Annotated in this window: 20 protein-coding genes; 9 read left to right on the top strand and 11 right to left on the bottom strand. The window is 66.3% G+C overall.

Annotated features, from left to right (window positions below; translation table 11 throughout):
- Position 1: 1 nt before the first annotated feature.
- On the top strand, positions 2 to 805 hold the full coding sequence (locus tag NDI85_RS06510; RefSeq protein ID WP_166968585.1) for a 2-amino-3,7-dideoxy-D-threo-hept-6-ulosonate synthase: 804 nt from the start codon (positions 2 to 4) through the stop codon (positions 803 to 805).
- On the opposite strand, the gene NDI85_RS06505 is transcribed toward NDI85_RS06510, so the two are convergent.
- Entirely contained in the window at positions 802 to 2,019 is a 1,218-nt protein-coding gene (locus tag NDI85_RS06505; protein ID WP_310915299.1) for a P-loop NTPase, read from the bottom strand. The genes NDI85_RS06510 and NDI85_RS06505 overlap by 4 nt on opposite strands.
- A gap of 199 nt (positions 2,020 to 2,218) precedes the next feature.
- Here NDI85_RS06505 and NDI85_RS06500 point away from each other — a divergent pair, with 199 nt between their 5' ends.
- Complete coding sequence (locus tag NDI85_RS06500) at positions 2,219 to 3,385, top strand: 3-dehydroquinate synthase II (RefSeq protein WP_188993602.1); 1,167 nt, start codon at positions 2,219 to 2,221, stop codon at positions 3,383 to 3,385.
- Between the two features lie 35 nt (positions 3,386 to 3,420).
- Here NDI85_RS06500 and NDI85_RS06495 read toward each other — a convergent pair whose 3' ends face one another.
- Both NDI85_RS06495 and NDI85_RS06490 read right to left on the bottom strand, forming a co-directional pair.
- Complete coding sequence (locus NDI85_RS06495) at positions 3,421 to 3,843, bottom strand: zinc ribbon domain-containing protein (protein WP_188993604.1); 423 nt, start codon at positions 3,841 to 3,843, stop codon at positions 3,421 to 3,423.
- Positions 3,844 to 4,081: 238 nt separating this feature from the next.
- Complete coding sequence (locus NDI85_RS06490; protein ID WP_188993606.1) at positions 4,082 to 4,261, bottom strand: hypothetical protein; 180 nt, start codon at positions 4,259 to 4,261, stop codon at positions 4,082 to 4,084.
- A 66-nt stretch (positions 4,262 to 4,327) separates the two neighbouring features.
- On the opposite strand from NDI85_RS06490, the gene NDI85_RS06485 reads away from it, so the two are divergent.
- The 6 genes from NDI85_RS06485 to NDI85_RS06460 all read left to right on the top strand — a co-directional run bounded on the left by NDI85_RS06485 (position 4,328) and on the right by NDI85_RS06460 (position 8,701).
- Positions 4,328 to 4,681, top strand: a complete 354-nt coding sequence (locus tag NDI85_RS06485) for a hypothetical protein (protein WP_229783057.1) — start codon at positions 4,328 to 4,330, stop codon at positions 4,679 to 4,681.
- Positions 4,682 to 4,692: 11 nt separating this feature from the next.
- Positions 4,693 to 5,130, top strand: coding sequence for an SRPBCC family protein (locus NDI85_RS06480; RefSeq protein ID WP_310915298.1), 438 nt, complete (start codon positions 4,693 to 4,695; stop codon positions 5,128 to 5,130).
- 80 nt (positions 5,131 to 5,210) lie between these two features.
- Positions 5,211 to 5,435: a hypothetical protein gene (locus NDI85_RS06475; RefSeq protein ID WP_188993608.1), complete on the top strand. Its 225-nt coding sequence runs from the start codon at positions 5,211 to 5,213 to the stop codon at positions 5,433 to 5,435.
- 42 nt (positions 5,436 to 5,477) lie between these two features.
- Complete coding sequence (locus tag NDI85_RS06470) at positions 5,478 to 5,774, top strand: hypothetical protein (protein WP_188993610.1); 297 nt, start codon at positions 5,478 to 5,480, stop codon at positions 5,772 to 5,774.
- Between the two features lies 1 nt (position 5,775).
- The gene (locus tag NDI85_RS06465; protein WP_310915297.1) at positions 5,776 to 6,747 is read left to right on the top strand and encodes an ArsA family ATPase; all 972 of its coding nucleotides are present in this window, start codon (positions 5,776 to 5,778) and stop codon (positions 6,745 to 6,747) included.
- Between the two features lie 124 nt (positions 6,748 to 6,871).
- Positions 6,872 to 8,701 carry a carbon starvation protein A gene (locus NDI85_RS06460; protein ID WP_188993615.1) on the top strand — a complete coding sequence of 610 codons (1,830 nt, stop codon included), beginning with the start codon at positions 6,872 to 6,874 and terminating at the stop codon, positions 8,699 to 8,701.
- A 66-nt stretch (positions 8,702 to 8,767) separates the two neighbouring features.
- Here the strand turns inward: NDI85_RS06460 and NDI85_RS06455 are convergent, their stop codons facing one another.
- Genes NDI85_RS06455 through NDI85_RS06445 form a run of 3 tightly spaced genes read right to left on the bottom strand, consistent with a single transcriptional unit; the run spans position 8,768 to position 10,388 of the window.
- Complete coding sequence (locus tag NDI85_RS06455; RefSeq protein ID WP_310915296.1) at positions 8,768 to 9,397, bottom strand: DUF6517 family protein; 630 nt, start codon at positions 9,395 to 9,397, stop codon at positions 8,768 to 8,770.
- On the bottom strand, positions 9,394 to 10,017 hold the full coding sequence (locus NDI85_RS06450; protein ID WP_310915295.1) for a hypothetical protein: 624 nt from the start codon (positions 10,015 to 10,017) through the stop codon (positions 9,394 to 9,396). The genes NDI85_RS06455 and NDI85_RS06450 overlap by 4 nt, the downstream gene beginning before the upstream one ends.
- Entirely contained in the window at positions 10,014 to 10,388 is a 375-nt protein-coding gene (locus tag NDI85_RS06445; protein ID WP_310915294.1) for a cupin domain-containing protein, read from the bottom strand. Before NDI85_RS06445 ends, NDI85_RS06450 begins: the two co-directional genes overlap by 4 nt.
- A gap of 254 nt (positions 10,389 to 10,642) precedes the next feature.
- On the opposite strand from NDI85_RS06445, the gene NDI85_RS06440 reads away from it, so the two are divergent.
- On the top strand, positions 10,643 to 10,846 hold the full coding sequence (locus NDI85_RS06440; RefSeq protein ID WP_166968609.1) for a hypothetical protein: 204 nt from the start codon (positions 10,643 to 10,645) through the stop codon (positions 10,844 to 10,846).
- A gap of 92 nt (positions 10,847 to 10,938) precedes the next feature.
- On the opposite strand, the gene NDI85_RS06435 is transcribed toward NDI85_RS06440, so the two are convergent.
- From NDI85_RS06435 to NDI85_RS06415, 5 genes are all read right to left on the bottom strand, one after another.
- The gene (locus tag NDI85_RS06435; RefSeq protein WP_310915293.1) at positions 10,939 to 11,628 is read right to left on the bottom strand and encodes a type I 3-dehydroquinate dehydratase; all 690 of its coding nucleotides are present in this window, start codon (positions 11,626 to 11,628) and stop codon (positions 10,939 to 10,941) included.
- A 61-nt stretch (positions 11,629 to 11,689) separates the two neighbouring features.
- Positions 11,690 to 13,096: an FAD-dependent monooxygenase gene (locus NDI85_RS06430; RefSeq protein WP_310915292.1), complete on the bottom strand. Its 1,407-nt coding sequence runs from the start codon at positions 13,094 to 13,096 to the stop codon at positions 11,690 to 11,692.
- A 105-nt stretch (positions 13,097 to 13,201) separates the two neighbouring features.
- Positions 13,202 to 14,230, bottom strand: a complete 1,029-nt coding sequence (locus NDI85_RS06425) for a site-specific DNA-methyltransferase (protein WP_310915291.1) — start codon at positions 14,228 to 14,230, stop codon at positions 13,202 to 13,204.
- Positions 14,231 to 14,267: 37 nt separating this feature from the next.
- Entirely contained in the window at positions 14,268 to 15,149 is an 882-nt protein-coding gene (locus tag NDI85_RS06420; RefSeq protein WP_188993627.1) for a methyl-accepting chemotaxis protein, read from the bottom strand.
- Positions 15,150 to 15,261: 112 nt separating this feature from the next.
- The gene (locus tag NDI85_RS06415; protein WP_166968619.1) at positions 15,262 to 16,224 is read right to left on the bottom strand and encodes a transcription initiation factor IIB family protein; all 963 of its coding nucleotides are present in this window, start codon (positions 16,222 to 16,224) and stop codon (positions 15,262 to 15,264) included.
- Between the last annotated feature and the right edge of the window lie 77 nt (positions 16,225 to 16,301).

Here is a 16,301-nt window from a genome sequence, read left to right as displayed (position 1 = left end):
CATGAACGCAGGGACACGCGCACGACTCGAACGCATCGGGACAGACGGGCAGTACGTCGTCGTCCCGATGGACCACGGTATCACCATGGGCGCCGTAACGGGGCTCAAAGACATCGAATCGACCATCGACGCCATCACGCGCGGCGGGGCCGACGCCGTCCTCACCCAGCGTGGCATCGCCGACCGCGTCCACCCGAACAAGAACGACGCGGGCTACATCGTCCACCTCAACGGGTCGACGACTATCGGTCCGGACGAGAACGACAAGCGCCGGACCGGGACCGTCGAGGACGCCATCCGCGCCGGCGCTGATGCCGTCTCCTTCCACATCAACGTCGGGAGCAAGTACGAGCGCGAGCAGATCAGCGCACTCTCGGACCTGACAACCGAGGCGTCGAAGTACGGCTTGCCGGTGCTGGCGATGGCCTACGCCCGCGGCCCGGACATCGATCCCGAGGCCGACGACTACAACCAGTACGTCGGCCACGCCGTCCGCCTCGCGGAGGAACTCGGGTCCGACGTCGTGAAGACGGGCTATACCGGCGACGCCGAGAGCTTCCAGCACGTCGTCGAGTCCACGTCGCTCCCGGTGGTCATCGCCGGCGGCGCGAAGGGCACCGACAAGGAAACGCTCGATATGGTTCGCGGCGCGGTGGACGCCGGGGCCGCCGGCGTCTCGATGGGTCGGTCTATCTTCCAGCACGAGGACCCCGAGAAGATCACGCGGGCCGTCGCCAGCGTCGTCCACGACGACGCGGAGGCCGACGACGCCCTCCGTGAGGCCGGCCTCGCCGTCGAAGCCTAGAACCCGAACAGCGACCGTATCTGGGCGCCGAGCGATCTCTCGTTCGCCGTCGACTCCTCGTCATCGTCGTTCATCACGCTCTCTCTTTCGGGGGCGTCCCCCGTCTGCGCTCGCGCCGAGCGGCCGGCCTCGTCCGACTCGGCAGTCGCCGTCTTCGTCACCTCGTCGGTACTCGTCCCGCCGACGGGGGCTGGCCCGCCTGCGTGGTCGTCGTCGGCCACGCCGCTATCGGTCGTCGCCCCTTCTCTCCCCGGTTCCTCGGTTACCGATGCCCGTGGTCGAGTGCCTTCGTCGGTACTCGTCTCGTCGGCGGGCGTGTGCTGTCGGCGCGGTTCTTCGTCCGGTCCCGCCTCGGCGGGGCCGACGGTCGTCTCCCGACCGTACGCTTCGGGTGCGACCGTCCGCCCGGCGGTGGCGTCGTCGGTCTGCCCGGCGTCTCGGGCCGAGTCTGTCCCGGCGGCGTCGACACTGCTGGCCGTCGAGTCGGGCGACGGTGGACCTTCGACCAGTTGCCCCGCTATCTTCCGGTAGGCGATGGCTGCGCCGCTTTTCGGGGCGTTCGAGATCACGGGGAACCCCTTGTCCTGGGAGTGGGGCACGGCGTCGTCTTCGGGGACGTGGCCGAGCAACTCGACGTCGAGGAAGTCGGCGATCCGGTCGGCGCCGGGTGAGGCGCCCGTCCCCGACTTCGTCAAGACGAGGCCACGGACGTCGGTGTCCACACGGTCTGCCAGCTCCAGCGTGTTCCTGACGTTGCGTATCGAGGCCACACGCGGCGTCGAGACGAGTACCACGTCGTCGGCCACCTGTATCGGTCGCATCGTCTCTTCGCTCAGGCCTGCGGGGGTGTCGAGGAGGACCACGTCGTGGTGCCACCGGAGCGTCTCGACGACCTCGGACAGTCGGTCGAGGTCCGTTCCGGCGTACCCCGCGAGGTCAGTCCCGCTCGGAACCACTGAGAGGTCGGTGTCTGTCTCGTAGATGGCTGCTTTCGCGTCGGCCTCGCCGGCGAGGACGTCGTGGAGCGTCGTCGCCTCGCTCACGTCGATGTCGATCTCGAGAAAGTCCACGAGGTTCGCCATCGCGAGGTCCAGTTCGACCGTGACTGTCGAGTAGCCGGTCTGGGCCAGTGCCGCCCCGAGGTTGATGCTCGTCGTGGTTTTCCCCACTCCACCCTTTGCCCCAGCGACCGTGTAGACGCGGTTGTCGATCATGCTACCACATAACGAGATAGTGTTGCGTATACAATCTATCAATCAGATGTATAATTCTATCGGTCACATTGTCACGTGCGATATTCGTAGCGGCCGGCCCCTCGGGTAGCGGACGCCGGTCGTGTCGCTTCGAGCGGTCACCGGCGCGTCGCCTGCAGGTTCCGCCACGTTCAAGCCCCACCGTTGCGGACGTGGCGGTATGACACGAAGCGTGTGGCTCAAAGCCGACGACGAAGTCGGTGACTGGGAGACGCGAAAGCGGCGTATCACCGCCGGCCTCGAAGCCGGCGTCGACTGGGTACTGGTAGACGAAGCCGACGTAGAACGGGTGCAGGACCTCGGAGCCGTCAACGTCGCCGCCTTCTCGAACGGCGACGTCCACGTCATGGACGCCGAGGGCGACGACTCCGACGCCGACGCGACTATCGTCGGCAAGGACGGCGAAGGCGACGGGACCGTCGACCTCCCCTCTGATTTCTCTGGATCTGCCGACCTCTCGGCGCTCCGTCAGAACGGTGCCGGTCCCGAGGGCGGATACGTCCGCATCTTCGACGAGGACTACGAGGCCTTCGCCGAAGCGGTAGCCACCGAGGCCGACTACACAATCGTCGTCAGCGAGAACTGGCAGATAATTCCACTCGAGAACCTCATCGCTCGGGTCGGCGAGGAGACGGACCTCATCGCCGGGGTCACCTCCGCCGAGGACGCCCGCACCGCCTACGAGACGCTCGAACGGGGGGCGGACGGCGTGTTACTCGACACCGACGACGTCGACGAGATCCGCAAGACCGTCGAGGTCCGCGACGAGGTGGGTCGCGAACGACTCGAACTGGAGTACGCCGAGGTCACTGCCATCGAACAGACCGGCTCTGCCGACCGGGTCTGTATCGACACGGGCAACCTGATGGAACACGACGAGGGGATGCTCGTCGGGTCGATGGCGCGCGGTCTCTTCTTCGTCCACGCCGAAACCGCGGAGTCGCCGTACGTCGCCTCGCGGCCGTTTAGAGTCAACGCTGGAGCGGTCCACGCCTACGTCCGCACGCCCGACGGCGGCACGAAGTACCTCTCGGAGTTGCAGTCCGGCGACGAGGTCCAGATAGTCGACGCCGAGGGCCACACGCGCGAAGCCATCGTCGGCCGCGCGAAGATAGAGAAGCGCCCGATGTTCCGGATACAGGCCGAAACCGAGGACGGCGACCGCATCGAAACGTTGCTGCAGAACGCAGAGACCATCAAGGTCCACACCCGCGACGGTCGCACCGCCGTCACCGACCTCGAACCGGGCGACGAGATTCTCGTCCACTACGAGGACACGGCGACGCACTTCGGCGAGAAGATAGAAGAGAGCATCATCGAGAAGTAAACGGCCGACCGCTCACCGTCGGCACGGCACCCGTCCTACTGTTCTGCGCCCGCCTGCGGGCGGTCGAGTTCTGTCGTACACCAGTGACAGAAGTCGATGTCCTCGTCCAGTTCCTTCCCGCAGTTTGGGCACTTCGCGCCCGCTACGATTTCCGTGGCCTCGTTCTCCCGGGTGGCCATCAGGTACGCGTCGGCCATCGAGAGCGCCCTGATAGCCAGCAGCGCCACGGCCACTTCGACCGGGAGGGCCTCAGAGACGGCGAGTACGTTGTCGACGGTGAACCCGTCCTGAAGCGGTGCCACCACCTCGTCACCGATGAGCAACGTCGACGTGCTGACGACGAGGCCGAACCAGAGAACCGCACGGAGCCACTCCCGCAGGTAGACGTGTCCCAACCCGGGATAGAGCAGGGCGAGCGTCGCGGCGAGCCACGGCCGCTTTCGCCCAGTATCAGTCATATTCCGAACGTCGGTGGCACACTCCCCTATATCTTCCGAACTACTGAGGTGTCAGCGAGCAGTGTATCGGTTTGTGTTGCCAGCGCGCCGTCGCACCAGCGGGTACCCGCCGCGCCGATACGTGGTGTCTCGTCGCTGACCGACTGGCTGGCGTGACTCATACTGGTGGCTGTAACAAACTGAAGTAATTCGCCACCTCGGGGTGGCGAATATCGTTACGAACTTACAGCCACCAGTATCAGCGAAGCACGAGGAGATACGTCAGTACCGCCAGCGCAAGCGCCGTCGTGGCGACGCTTCGAAGTGTGAACGACGCGAGGTCGAAGAAGCTCAGCCCCCAGACGACGACGGTACTGAACGCGAGCGAGAGGAGGAGATCCAACACCAGCAGCACACGGATGTCTCCGTCGGATGCCATACCCCTCTGTGGGGGCTGGGGCGGTCTTATTTGTGTGGATTAGTTGTTGACGATCTGTCTAGATAGATGGGTTCATATTCCGCCTGTCCGAAGGATGCGGTGATGCTCCACAACCGCGAGGGCACTCCAGTCGACCCGGTCCCGTTCCTCGTCGTGAGCGGGCTCGGGTTCGCCGTGAGTTTCTCCTTTGGCCCCATCTACGCCATGGAACTGGGGGCCTCGTTCCCGGTAGCCCTCGCCGTCGCGGCCGCGGTGACCGGCCTGACGTCCGCCGTCGCCTACCACCGCTACGTCTGGACAGAGCGGCCGTCCCTCAGGGGAGAGATACCCGCCGAGGCGCGGTTCAGGCGACTCCTCTACGGCGTCGTCGGGGGCTTTCTGGCCGTCGCGGCGCTCGCCTTGCCCCTCGTTGCCCAGTAGCCCGTGGAACTATGGCAGGCGGCGGCGACAGCACTGCCATGCGCGAGGTCGTCCAGACGCGGTTCGTAGACGCGACGCCGGCCGAACTCGAACGCGTGCTCTCGCCGTCGACCGTCCTCGAAGCCGAGGGGACCTTCACAGTCGTGGCGACAGCGGACACCGACGAGGGACAGCGAGTCACGGCCCGCGGCGGTGGGATGGAGGCGGTGTTCGAGTTCGAGGACCGCGCTGACGGACTCCACTACCGACAGGTCGGCGAACAGGGGCCGTTCGAGGCGATGGAGACGACGCTGACGTACGTAGCGCGGGACCACGGCAGCGACGTGACGGTCCGGTCGTCGGTCGGTCTCGGACTGCCCCTCGCCTCGCTGACCGACCGCATCGCCGCCTGGAAGCGGCGCGGCGAACTCGACCGGATGCTGGACGGACTGGCCGACAGCGTCGCCTGACGGCCGGCCGCGCGGCGGTTGTGCGTCGGGGCCACAATCCTACACGAACGTTTATGTTCATCACGTGGGTACGTCGACCCATGAGTATCCTGACGACGGTCAAGGAGGTGCTACGGGCGTCGACGCAGTCGGCGAACCGCGGCGACGTCACCGAGGAGATGTCGCAGGGTGCCTACTGGTGTGACGACTGTAACGAACGGATTCGAGACGTCGACGTCGAGGGAGCGGGGACTCCGAACTGCCCGACCTGCGGAGACGAGATGCGGTTCGAGCGGTCACAGGGGTCGACTGGGTGTGCGTGCTGACCGGCGGAACACGTATCTGGGACGCGCCTGCTACCAATACCCATGAACGTAGATGAACGAATTCGGGCCTACCTCGATACTGTAGAGGAGTGGTTGCACGGCCTCTATCACGGGATGATAGAGCACCCGTCCTTCGAGAAGATAGAGAAGGAAGCCGAGGACACGGCGGACGTGTTCATGTTCGCCTGTTTCGCCGACGCCTTCGGTATCCCGAGTCCCGTCTCCTACTACACGGCCGAACTCCTCCCGTACCTGACCGACGAGTTCGTCCAGTGGGAACGGCGGATGTGGGACCGTCAGTCGTACATCGAACGCAAGGGCCAGCAGTATCACTTCTAACATGAACAAGTTCGTCTTCTTCGGCGGGAAAGGCGGCGTCGGCAAGACGACCGTCTCCAGCGCCTACGGATTGAAGTGCGCTCACGACGGTCTTCGGACCTTGCTGGTCTCGACGGACCCGGCCCACAGCACTTCGGACGTCTTCGACCAGCAGTTCGACGACGACCCGAAACCCGTCGAGGGCCACGAGGACCTCTTCGCGATGGAACTGGACCCCGACGAGGAGGTCCAGCGCCACATGCGGGAGATAAAGTCGACGATGTCGGATCAGGTGAGTCCGGCCATCGTCAACGAGATCGACCGCCAGATAGAGCTGGCCCACCGGACGCCCGGGGCCTACGAGGCGGCGCTGTTCGACCGGTTCATCGACGTGATGCGAAACAGCGACGAGTACGACCGCGTCGTCTTCGACACCTCGCCGACCGGCGGGACGCTCCGACTGCTCGCACTCCCGGAGTTCCTCGAATCGTGGATAGAGCGGCTCACGGCCAAGCGCAAGGAGAGCGTCGACCTCTTCGAGAAGGCCGCTATCGGGGACAAGGAGGCCCGACAGAAACTGAAAGAGGACCCCATCATCCGCCGACTCACGGAACGCAAGGAGATGTTCGAGTTCGCCGGCGAGACGCTACGCGAGGAGTCGGCGTTTTACCTCGTGTTGAACCCGGACGAACTCTCTATCGAGGAGTCCCGCCGTGCTATCGACGACTTGACCGACGCGAACCTGACGGTCGGCGGCCTCGTCGTCAACAAGGTCGCACCGGCACCGGACGACGACGAGACCGGCAAAGGCGCGACGTATCTGCGGGAACGGCACCGGACCGAACAGGACCGACTCGAACGTATCCACTCGGAGTTCGACCAACCGGTCGTCGCCGTCATCGAACAGCGCGTCTCCGAAATCAAGGGCGACCTCCTCGCGGAGGTCACCGAGGAACTCGGCATCGAGACGGCCGCGTCCCCGCCACAGGCATGACCATTCCGGGCGGTCCGACGGGGCCGGCGTAGCCACTGCTCGGTTTCTCTCTGGCGATTCCGACCCCAATTGTCCACAATTATTAAATACTTTTTGCCCACAGATACGGATGAGGGTAGACAACATGGTACAAGTACTGTGGCTCGTCGTCGCGACGCTCCTCACGTTCAGCGTAGGATACCTCGGGTATTCGCGGTATCTCGCACAGTTCGTCGAACTGAGCGACGAAAACACGACACCGGCACACAAGTACGAGGACGGACAGGAGTACGTCCCCTCGAAGAAACCGGTGTTGCTGGGACATCACTACTCCAGCATCGCCGGGGGTGCGCCCATCGTCGGGCCCATCACGGCCGGCGTCGTCTGGGGGTGGGCCCCGGCGCTGCTGTGGATCGCCATCGGCAACCCGTTGATGGGTAGCGTCCACGACTTCGTCTCGCTGTCGGGGAGTCTCCGACACGAGGGGAAGTCCATCGGCTACATCATCGGCGAATACGTCGGCGAACGGGGCAAGAAGATGTTGCTGTGGTTCGCGTTCCTCACGATCATTCTCGTGGTGGCGGTGTTCGCACTCGTCGTCGCCATCGTGTTCAACGCCTATCCGCAGGCCGCGACGGCGAGTTTCGTGTACATCGCGCTGGCGCTGGTGTTCGGGGTCTACCTCTACCAGCTAGACCTCCCGTTCATCCCGGGGACCGCCGTCTTCGTCGCCGCAGTCTTCGGCGGCGTGTGGGTCGGCCTCAACTTCCCCATCGCACTGTTCCCGGCCGCCGAGGGCTCCTCGTACGTGGCTGGAACGACTGTTCTGTTCGGGTCGGGACTGGCGTCGATAGTGCCCGCGGCGGGCACGCTCGGTGCCAACACCGCCGGTTGGATTCCGGTCATCCTGCTGTATGCGGCCATCGCGTCGGTGCTCCCGGTGTGGATGTTGCTCCAACCGCGTGACTTCCTCTCGTCGTTCCTGCTGTATGCGGGGGTCGGCGGGGCGCTGCTGGCGGTCATCGTCGGGACGTTGCTCGGGACGTCCGCGGAACCGCTGGTCATCGAACTCGAAGCGTACTACGGCTTCATGGGGACGGCGGGCCTGCCGCTGTTCCCGCTGCTGTTCGTGACGATCGCGTGTGGGACCATCAGCGGCTTCCACTCGCTGGTCTCTTCGGGGACCACTGCGAAGCAACTGAACAAGGAATCAGACGCCCGCCCCATCGGCTACGGCGGCATGCTCGGTGAGGGGCTCCTCGCGACAGTCGCACTCGGCACCGTCGCCGTCGCCGGCGTCACGGCTGGTGGTGGCATCGGCCGTGCCCTGCCGAACTTCGCGTCGGGCGGCGCCGTCATGCTGACGAGTTTCGGCATTCCACAGCAGGTCGGTGCCGTGTTCATGGCGCTCGTGCTCGTTAGTTTCCTGCTGACCTCGACCGACACGGCGGTCCGACTCGGGCGCTACATGGCCGAGGAAATCGTCGGTACGCCCGACGCCGAGTCGACCGTCGTGCGACAGGCACAGGAGGTCGGCATCAACCGCTACAGTAACGCCGCTATCCAGTGTCTCGTCGCCTACGCGCTGGTCGCCAGCGGGTCGTGGGCGAGCCTCTGGCCCCTGTTTGGCGGCGCGAACCAGTTGCTTGCCGCGCTGGCACTGCTGACCGCGACGGTGTGGCTGGCCAACTGGGACGACGACAAACAGCTCATCAGCACCGGCGTGCCGATGGCGCTGATGACCGTCATCACCGTCTGTGCGCTGTTGTACCTCTCGCTGTACCAGAACCTGTACCTCCAGTTCATCCAGGGCGGCTTCGCCGAGGGTGCGGGTATCTTCGCACGCATCTCGGTGGCCGTCCAAATCGTGCTGGCACTGGTGTTGGTCGGCCTCGCGCTCTCGCTGGTCTGGATCGGCTACAAGAACATCCGGACCGTGCGCGAACGGCCCGGTGCCGCCCCGGCAGACGACTGAAGCCCGCTCCAGCGGCGTCGGCGACGCGCCGACCGCCGTTCGGAGACGACGCCTCGCAGTACTTTTTCAGTGCGTGACGCCAGCGACGACCCGCTTGACTCGCTCGTGGTCGGCCACCGAGCGCGGGGCGACGGCGACGACGGTGACGAACTCGTCGCCGTCGCGCACCGACGCGACCGTGACGACCACCCGGGTCGACTTGCCGTCGTAGGTCGCGACGCCGGTGTCGGTCCGGGCCACCGTCTCGTTGCCGAGCAATCGAACCGTCGCGTTCTCGCCCCGTGTCAGCGACTCGACGGCGTAGGTCGACTGGAGGTAGCCCACGAGGTCGGCCGTCGAGAGCGTGTCCAGCGGGTTCCGAACGGTGGGCTGGTTCTCGACCGGTCGGACGGCTGGCGCCGTGGCGACGAGGAGGAGTGCGGGGCCGCTGTCGGTCCCGCGCCGGTAGGTCGCGATGGGCGTCGTCGCCGTCACCGGTCGCTCGGCGTCGAGTTGCACGTCACCGCTGATGACGGACTGGACCGTCGTGTTGAGCGTCCTGTTGGTCGTCCCGACCCGCTCGTAGCCGGTTCCGTCGAGGGCCGCCGCGTCGACCGTGGCCGGTGATCCAGCGGCGACCACGCGCGACGGGCCGCCGGAACACCCTGCCAGTGCGACGACGGCGACGAGAGCGAGGGCGACGACCGGTCGAGTCATCCCAGCCAGGCCCGAAGCCGACCCAGCAGCCCGCTCGGTCCCGCTTCGAGGTCACGCCACAGTTCGAAGGCGGCGGTCACGTCAGCCTCCGTACTCCCGACGGCGTCCTCGCGATCGGGGGCGACGACGGCGAGGTTCACTTCGTAGGCACCGTAGTAGCCGTACTTCAGCAGCGTCCGGTCGCGGAACCCGTCGACGTACGACCGCACGTTCTCGGGGACGTCCGAGACGACGAGGACGAACGTGAAGTCCGTCCCCTGATGCTCCTCACTCGGTTCTATCCACTCCTCGGCGAGGTCGTGCCCCAACTCGACGAGTGCGTCGAGGTCGGCTTCCGAGACGCCGTCGGCCCGCCGGACGAACAGGTGTTCGACCGTCTCGTAGTTGGCCCAGTTGATGGACTGGTGGAGGAACTGCTTTTGGCTCTCGACGTACAGGCGGCCGTACATCTCGAAGCGCTCCCCGCCTGCCGCGTAGTCCCGCTGGAGGTCGTAGTTGAACTTCAGGCGGTCGGCGACGCGCTGGAGATACTCGTCGTCCCACGAGGGCAACTCCGCCTCCGCCTCGGCCACCGTCTCGGGCGCGTCCGCCGGCCGGTGAGTGTCGTCAGATTCGCTCATCCGTCTGGGTCGTACGGGTGGACGTCGTCGACGGACGGCGCACCGACGACGAACGCCCGGGCTGGTTCAGTGGCGGCGTCCGGATTGTACGCTCGCTGTGGGCTGTCGGGTTCGACGACGAACACCTCGTCGGCCCCCACTTCGAACGTCTCGTCCGGCGTCTCGACGTGGAGGGTGCCCGAGAGTACGTAGAACACCTCTTCCTGGTCGTCGTGGTAGTGATAAGCCAGCGGAATCTGCTCGCCGGGTGCCACTTCGTAGACGTTCGCAGCCATCTGTTCTAGCCCTGCGACGTCGCCTAGGGCCCGCTTGACGCATGGCCGGTCTGGCGTGGCGCTCACGTCGCCGGGTATAATGTGATGATACCCCATACCGCACACTCGTCGGCGATCCACCTAAAACGTCTGCCCGGAGACGACGCGGCCCGCAGTGTCGACGTTCGCACAGAACCCGACGACGACCGGTTGGCGTCACCACTGAACGCAGTGGTCGGCGCTACCCACGCAGACGAGTTCCGAGGCCGAACCGAGGCAGTTGACACACCGACCGCTCGCTGACGGGTCCCCGCGAGCCACGCACAGAGACAACCTTTATTCGTCTCTCCCGACAATCATCACGGTATATCATGGGCAAAGAGACAGAGACCTGCGGTCGGTGTAGCATGACCACCGTCGTAGACGTCTCGGACGGCGACGGGTCCAGCGCGTTCGGTAGCGAGCGCATCGAGGTGTCCGACGACGAGGCTCGGGCCGTCTCACCCGCCGCGTGGCTGTCGGGCGTCAAGCGCCGCCTCGACGACGTGGCGACGCGGCTGACCTACGGCCGGTAGCATCCTGCTTTCCAGTCACCGCCGACGCCTTCGACCGGCGAGAGACCAGCGGCCCGGTCCACTGAGCGACACCGCCAGCGTTCGAACGTCGGTCACTTCTCGCTCTGTAACTGCTCGACGAGCGAACGCAGGGTCGCGAGGTCGTACTGCCCGGGGGCCGTCGCTTCGTCCGGGTCGACCGGCGCGTAGCCGATGCGAGAGCCATAGAGCGGCGCGACGGCCCGCGAATGTCGGCCGGCCTCGCCCATACACATCGTCGCCACCCGTTCGTCGGCAGCCGATAGCGTACGGGTCGCGCCGAGCATCGCGAGGACGTCGTCGGGCGAGTGGGCTGTCGACGCCATCTTCCCCACGTCCCCGTACTCACAGGCCCGATCGAGTCGGTCTTCGATGGCCGCCCGGTCCGGCGTCGCCTCGAAGTCGTGCGTCGAGACGACGACGGACGCGCCGTGGTCGCGGGCGTGGTCGGCCACCCGGCCGGCGTCGTGGTCGCCAGCACCGTCGAGCGCCGCGAGTTCGAGGTCAACCGCCGTCACCGAGTCGTACTCGACGGCGCGTTCCAGCGCGTCGAGTCGGGCGGCGTCGTCGGGCGCTTCGCCGCCCTCCCACCCGACGCGGTTGGTCACGAGGACCGGCAGGTCGCCGTCGTAGGCGTCGAGCTGGCCCAGCGGGTCCTCGGCGAAGTCCATGCGGAGTTCGACGCCGTCGGCGTCTTCGCGGGCCGCCGGTTCCATCGAGAGGTCCGACCCGGCCGCCAGTAGCGTGAACGAGGTGAAGTCCATACCCGGTGTTCGGCGGAGACGGAGTAAAAAGACGACGCCTCCGTGGCGGTCCCGCAGGCGGCTACGGGCGTCCCCAGTGCCCGCTCGCGAACGGCCGCGTCGAGAGCGTCTCGACGTCCGACCGGGTCGGCTTGAGGACGCGCCACGCCGTCGTCGGCCGCAGCAGCGTGCTCGGCGGCGTCTCCATCATGAACACGCGCACCAGCGCCTCGCGCAGGCGCCAGTCCGAGTGGGCCTGCCGCATCAGGCGCGCGATGTATCGGTTGAACAGGTCGGTGCCGCGGGGTTTCGGACCGGTCGTCGACGGGAACTCGAAGTCGCCGCCGACTGCGATCGACCACGGCACGTCGACGATCGGTTCGACCGCCTCGAAGAACCGCAGTCCGAACCCGGTGTCCTCGGCCGACGCCAGCGTGTGGTGGAGCACGAGCGCCTCGAGGGCCGCGACCGACATCCCCTGCCCGTAGATGGGGTTGAAACTGCACAGCGCGTCGCCGGTGACGACGAGGCCGTCCGGGAACCGGTCGAGGGCCTCGAAGCGGCGGCGCCGGTTAGATGGGAACGGGTAGTGGGCGACGTCGGCCTCGGTCAGCTCCTGTTCGTCGACTATCTCGGCCAGTTCGGGCACCGGGAGGGTGGCGGCGAACGCACGCAGTTCGGCCGGGTCGGTCGGCGGGTGGTCGCCGTGGACGCCCGCGAACGTCACCACCCAGTGGCCGTCCTCGACCGGGAAGACGCCGGCCCCGCGGGTGCGTGGCGGGTCCGGCGGCACGAAGAAGGCCCGGTGGTCGCCGGTCGGTCGCTCGGCGCTGATGGTGCTGTAGGCGATGTCGATGTGGACCTCGTCGACGGTGGGTGACTCGTAGCCGTTGTCACCGAGCCACGCCGCCGTCTGACTCGTCCTGCCGGTCGCGTCGACCACGAGGTCGGCCGCCACCTCGTCGCGGCCGCCGTCGTCTCGCAGTTCGACGCCGGTGACCGCCGTGCCGTCCCTGTTCGTCAGGTAGTCGACCTGCCGGCACTCGGTCCTGAGCGTGACGCTGTCGATGGCGGCGAGACGTCGACGGACCACCTGTTCGAGCAGCGGGCGGGTCGCGGAGTACATCGGCATGCGCGTCTCTCCGTCCGCGAGGAAGCCGCCCTTCTCGTAGTGTTGAAAGTCGCTCATGGTGTCGACGAGCAGGCCGCCGGCCGACAGGAGTTCCTTGCTGTAGCCCGGGAACAGGTCCTCGAGGGTGGCCCGGCCGGCCTCCTGGAGCGCGTGGACGTGGTCGCCTTGCGGCACGCCGCGGCGAGTAGTCGGTTCGTCCGGGAGCGAATCACGCTCGACGACCGTCACCGACTCGAAGCCGTCCGCCAGCACGCGCCCCGCCAGCAACCCCGCCATGCTCGCACCGACGACTACCGCGTGGTCTCCGACGGTGTCGACCGCGTCGCGGTCGTATCTGGGTACGGTTGTCAGGGTCATCGCAGGTATCCCCACTGTCCTGTTCTCACCTCGGCGTGTTAACAATTAGCGCGATACTCGTCGTGCCGACGACCGGCGTCTTCCACGCCGCCCCCGCTCACCCGGTCACTCGACGGGCGTGTGGGTCACGCGATACCCCTCGTCCGTTCGCTCGACGCCGTCGACGGCGTACAGACGGATGCGACGCTCCTGTTTGGTGTTGACCGCGAAGTCGTAGTGTTCGGCCTCGTAGCCCGGTTCCTTCCCGGCGTCCCGGTACTGTTCGACCCACTCGCGGTGGTCGGCCAGTCGCTCGCGGGCCAACCGTTCCGAACGGTCCGGGAGACGCTCCACTCGTTCGGCGAGCGCTCGCACCAGGTCGGGGTCGCGCTCGACGCCGACGGAGTTGCGGGCGCCGGCCATCGCCGCCAGCGCCGTGGTGCCGGTGCCGAGGAACGGGTCCAGCACGGTGTCGTCGTAGACGGAGAACATCGAGACGAGGCGGTACGGAATCGCGAGCGGGAACGCGCCCGACCGGTCGCGCAGGCCGTCGTCGATGTCCTGTGCTTCGCCGGGCAGTTCCCAGAGGTCCGAGAACCACTCGTTGCGCTCCTCCCAGAAGTACGCGCTCTCGTAACGTCGGTCGGCGCCGGGTTCGAGGCGGCGTCGCTCCCCGTTGCGGAACACGAGGATGTGTTCGTGTTCCAGCGTCGGATAGGCGTTGGGCGGGACCATTCCCGACCCCATGAACTTCGCGCCGCTGTTGGTCGGTTTCCGCCAGAGGATGTCCGGGAGCGCTCGCATGTCACGGTCGGTGAACCGGTCGGTTATCTCCGCGTGGTTGGGGTACGACCGGAACCCGTCGTCCAGCGACCGCGTGGCGTCGCCGACGTTGATACAGGCGATGCCGCCCGGCACGAGGACGCGCTCGATTTCGGCCCACACCGAATCGAGCACGTCGTGCATCAACTCGAAGGCCCTGTCGCCGTCGCCCTCGTCGAGTGCCACCCCGACGTCGGGGTCCAACGCGGCGAAGATGTCGTCCCACATCTCTATCATCGGGTACGGCGGCGAGGTGACGACGAGTTCGACGCTGTCGTCTGCCAGTGGCAACTCTCGGGCGTCGCCCGTGACGACCCGGTGGCTCGTCTCCATAGCGACCTCTGAAGTCGACGGGACTCGTGTCTTGCGGTTATCGGTCGTCGAGCAGGTTCTGAATCTCGGTTATCTTCGCGGTCTGCTGTTCGTTGGCCGCGGCTATCTGTTCGATTTCGTCGGCGACCTCCTCGGCGTTCTCGGCGGTCAGGTCGACCATGCTGGCGACCTCTTCGGTCGAGGCAGCCTGTTCGTCGGTGGCGGAGGCGACTTCCTCGGCGCCGCGGGCGGCCTCCTCGACGGCCTCGTCGATGTCGCGCAGAATCTCGACGGTTCGACTCACCTGCTCGATACCCGCTTCGACCTGTTCGTTGGCGTCGTCGATGCTCTCGACAGTGTCCTCCGTGTCGGCCTTGATGTTCGAGACGAGTTGCTCTATCTCGGTGGCGTTCTCCTGGGACTCCTCGGCCAGGCTCTTGACCTCGTTGGCGACGACGGCGAACCCTTCGCCGGCCTCGCCGGCCCTGGCCGCCTCGATGGAGGCGTTCAGCGCCAGCATATTGGTCTGGTCGGCGATGTCGTTGATGACCTCCACTATCTCGTCTATCTCGTCGATACGGTCGCGCAGTTTCTCGACGTCGTCGGAGACGTTTTCGTTGGCCTCGTCGACAGACTCCATCGCGTCGATGGCGTCGTCGGCCACCTCACGCCCTTCGTCTGCGAGGTCGCGCGCGCGGTCGCTCACTTGCCGGACCTGACTCGCGCTCGATGCGACTTCCTCGACGGTCGCCGAGAGGTTCGATACCTCGCCTGCCACCTCGCGCATGTTCTCGGACTGCTCGTTCGCGAGGTCGCTGATCTCCTGCGAACTGGCGGAGACGCTCTCTGAGGTGCGCAACAGCTCGTCGATAGCGGTGCCGAGTTCCCGGTCGCTGGACCCGGCAACACTCTGGGCAACGTTGCCCGAATCTGAAGCCATGTTCCCACCGCGACGGTCCAGCAGATTAAACATATCTCCGTGGTTATCAGCCGTGATTCTCCACCGGCGCCCGTACCGGACGACGCCCGAGACTATCCGACGGTTGACCCGCTCAGGCGACGGGGAGGTCCTGCTCGGCTTCGAGGAGTTCGTGATAGCGGTTACGGATGGTGACCTCGGAGATGTCGGCGACTTCGCTGACGGCGGCCTGCGTCGTCTTCTCGTTGGTCAGCAGTGCGGCAGCGTAGACGGCAGCGGCGGCGAGGCCTACCGGAGACTTCCCGGAGTGGACGCCCTGCTCTTTCGCGTTCTGGAGGAGTTGTCGGGCGCGGTGTTCGGCTTCGTCGGAGAGCTCCAGCGAGGAGGCAAAGCGGGGGACGTAGCTCTCGGGGTCGGCGGGTTTCACTTCGAGGCCGAGTTCGCGGACGACGTAGCGGTAGGTGCGGGCGATTTCGCTCTTCTCGACGCGGGAGACGTCCGTGATTTCGTCGAGCGACCGCGGGACGCCGGCCTGCCGTGCGGCGGCGTACACCGAGGCCGTCGAGACGCCCTCGATGGAGCGGCCGGGGAGCAGGTCCTCGTCGAGCGCGCGGCGGTAGATGACAGAAGCCGTCTCGCGGACGTTCTCGGGCAGACCGAGCGCGGAGGCCATCCGGTCGATTTCGCCCAGCGCCTGCTTGAGGTTGCGCTCTTTGGAGTCACGGGTACGGAACCGCTCGTTCCACTTGCGGAGGCGCTGCATCTTCTGGCGCTGCTTGCCCGACAGGGAGTTGCCGTAGGCGTCCTTATCGCGCCAGTCGATGTTGGTCGACAGGCCCTTGTCGTGCATCATGTTCGTCGTCGGCGCGCCGACGCGGGACTTCTCGTCTTTCTCGCTGGAGTCGAACGCGCGCCACTCCGGCCCGCGGTCTATCTCGTCGGATTCGACGACGAGCCCACAGTCCTCACAGACCGTTTCGCCGTGTTCGTCGTCCATCACGAGAGAGCCGCTACACTCCGGGCAGGCGGTCGATGTCGAACTCGATTCCTCTGTCTGCTCGTCCGTTCGTTGTCGTGTTCGCGTGTGTTCGCTCATTGGTTGCGAAGGCGGGTGCTCACCGGGTGGGACTCGCCGTAGAACCCGGAGGCAATCGGTAATACTGCGTCTGTCCG

The sequence above is a fragment of the Haloarcula sp. S1AR25-4 genome (assembly GCF_031624555.1).
GTDB classification, from domain to species: domain Archaea; phylum Halobacteriota; class Halobacteria; order Halobacteriales; family Haloarculaceae; genus Haloarcula; species Haloarcula pellucida.
Note: the sequence above shows the minus strand (reverse complement) of the source record. Positions and strands in the feature narration are given on the sequence as shown.